This is a genomic window from Streptococcus sp. 339 (genome assembly GCF_013277285.1).
Classification (GTDB): Bacteria; Bacillota; Bacilli; order Lactobacillales; family Streptococcaceae; genus Streptococcus; species Streptococcus pseudopneumoniae.
This window is the reverse complement of sequence record NZ_VMMR01000065.1, coordinates 1-2612: the sequence shown is the minus strand read 5'-3', so window position 1 is coordinate 2612 and position 2612 is coordinate 1. Positions and strand designations below refer to the sequence as shown.

Below are 2612 nucleotides of genomic sequence, written 5' to 3'. Positions count from 1 at the left end.
AAGTGATAAAGTCGGGAGTTTACCTGTTTATGTGATAATGGAGGGTATTTACAGAAGGTGATAGATTTCTTGATTCTATAGTAGATTGAGAAATTTAGAATAGTATGCTATAATCACATTAGGAGGATAAAAATAATGAAGAAAACGTTTTATAAAAAATTGGGTATTTCAATTATTGCGAGTACTTTATTGGCTAGCCAGTTGTCGACAGTATCTGCTTTGACTGTTATTTCTAGTACAGGTGAAGAATATGAGGTGAGTGAAACATTACAGGAAAGTCCAGAAACTAATAATTTTTCACTTCCTGAGATTTCGCCAACATATGGTTCATATTACCAAAATCAATCAGAAGTAATTATCGGTAATGATGATTTGGTTAAAATTGATAATACTCTACAATATCCGTATTCAACTTCAGCTATGGTTTTGTCTGAGTACAATGGTGTAGCCAATGGAACGAATATAGAAGGAAGAGGAAGCGCGAATTTTATTAAAGATAATGTTTTAATTACAGCAGCTCATAACTTCTACAGTCATAAATATGGAAAAGAAGCGGATGCTATTTATGTACTTCCAGCAGCTAGTCCAGATCAGGAACCATTTGGAAAGATCAAGGTTAAGGAAGTTCGTTATTTGAAAGAATTTAGAACTTTAAATTCTAGAGATGCATCGAAATATGACTTGGCTCTATTAATTCTAGAAGAGCCTGTTGGCGCAAAATTGGGAACACTGGGGCTTCCAAATAGTCAGAAAAATTTGGCTGGAACACCAGTGACGATTACAGGATATCCATCATATGATTTTGGAATTCATCAAATGTATACAGATAAAAAACAAGTTTTAAGTGATGATGGTACTTTTTTGAATTATCAAGTTGATACTTTGGGGGGATCAAGTGGATCTGCTGTTTATGATGCTAGTCACCGTGTAGTCGGAGTACATACTTTGGGAGATGAAGCTAACCAAGTTAATAGCGCAGTAAAATTAAATGAACAGAATTTATCATTTATTTATTCAGTACTTAAAGGATATTCTCTTGAAGGATGGAAAAAATTAAGTGGCAGTTGGTACTATTATAAACAACATGATAAACAAACGGGTTGGCAGAAAATAGATGATACTTGGTACTATCTAGATGCTTCTGGTAAGATGCTTACAGATTGGCAAAAAGTAAATGGAAAATGGTATTATTTGGGAACCTCTGGTTCAATGGCAACAGGTTGGAAAAATGTACGAGGCAGATGGTATTACTTAGATAATAAAAATGGTGATATGAAGACTGGTTGGTATAAAGATGGTTCAACATGGTACTATCTAGATCCTACTAATGGAGACATGAAAACAGGTTGGATAAAAGTAGGAGGAAACTGGTATTATCTTAACTCAAGTGGAGCTATGGTAACAGGTAGCCAAACTATCGATGGTAAAGTTTATAATTTTGCTTCATCTGGTGAGTGGATTTAATATTGGAGGACATATAAATGAAACTTTTGAAAAAAACTATGCAAGTTGGACTGACAGCATTTTTCTTTGGTTTGCTAGCTACAAATACTGTTTTTGCGGATACCACAGGTGGCCAATTTGTTGATAAGGATAATAGAAAATATTATGTAAAAGATGCTCATAAAGCAATCTATTGGCATAAAATAGACGGAAAAACTTACTATTTTGGTGATAAAGGAGAAATGGTAGTTGGATGGCAATACTTAGAAATTCCTGGAACAGGTTATCGTGATGATTTATTAGATAACCAACCAGTTAATGAAATCGGCCTTCAACACAAGTGGTACTATTTTGGACAAGATGGGGTACTACAAGAATTTGTTGGCTGGAAAGCATTAGAGATTAAAACAAAAGACAGTGTTGGAAAAGAGTACGGGGAAAAACGTGAAGATTCAGAAGATAAAGAAGAGAAGCGTTATTACACGAACTATTACTTTAATCAGAATCATTCTTTAGAGACAGGTTGGCTTTATGATCAGTCTAACTGGTATTATCTAGCTAAAACAGAAATTAATGGAGAAAACTATATTGGTGGTGAAAGACGTGCAGGTTGGATAAATGATGGTTCAGCTTGGTACTACCTTGATCCAACAACTGCTGCAATGCAAACAGGATGGCAATATCTAGGTAATAACTGGTACTATCTCCGTTCATCAGGTGCTATGGCAACTGGTTGGGTGAAAGATGGCTCAACTTGGTATTATCTAGATGCTCAAAATGGTGATATGAAGACAGGTTGGGCTTATGTTGGTAACAGTTGGTACTACCTTCGTTCATCAGGTGCAATGTCTACTGGTTGGGTGAAAGATGGTTCAACTTGGTACTACCTAAATGCAAGTAATGGAGATATGAAGACAGGCTGGTTCCAAGTCAATGGTAAATGGTACTATGCCTATGGTTCAGGTGCTTTAGCTGTTAATACCACAGTAGGTGGTTACTACTTAAACTATAATGGCGAATGGGTTAAGTAATGAAGGCTAATGGTAAACTGTGATGGATATTTAACTTTGTATAATAGGTGGATAAAAGTCTTTAAAATAGGAAAAAACGCATAATATTAGGTGAACTGCACCCCAAAAGTTAGACAGACAAAATCTAACTTTTGGGGT

Annotated in this window: 2 protein-coding genes; both read left to right on the top strand. The window is 35.4% G+C overall.

The genetic code is table 11. The annotated features are described in order from the left end of the window. The first annotated feature begins 420 nt into the window (after window positions 1-420). Window positions 421-1464, top strand: coding sequence for a serine protease (locus tag HT736_RS08510; protein WP_202795742.1), 1044 nt, complete (start codon window positions 421-423; stop codon window positions 1462-1464). Between the two features lie 17 nt (window positions 1465-1481). After that, a complete protein-coding gene (cbpJ, locus tag HT736_RS08505; protein ID WP_000771147.1) occupies window positions 1482-2474 on the top strand; it encodes a choline-binding protein CbpJ in 993 nt (330 codons plus the stop codon). Window positions 2475-2612: the final 138 nt, after the last annotated feature.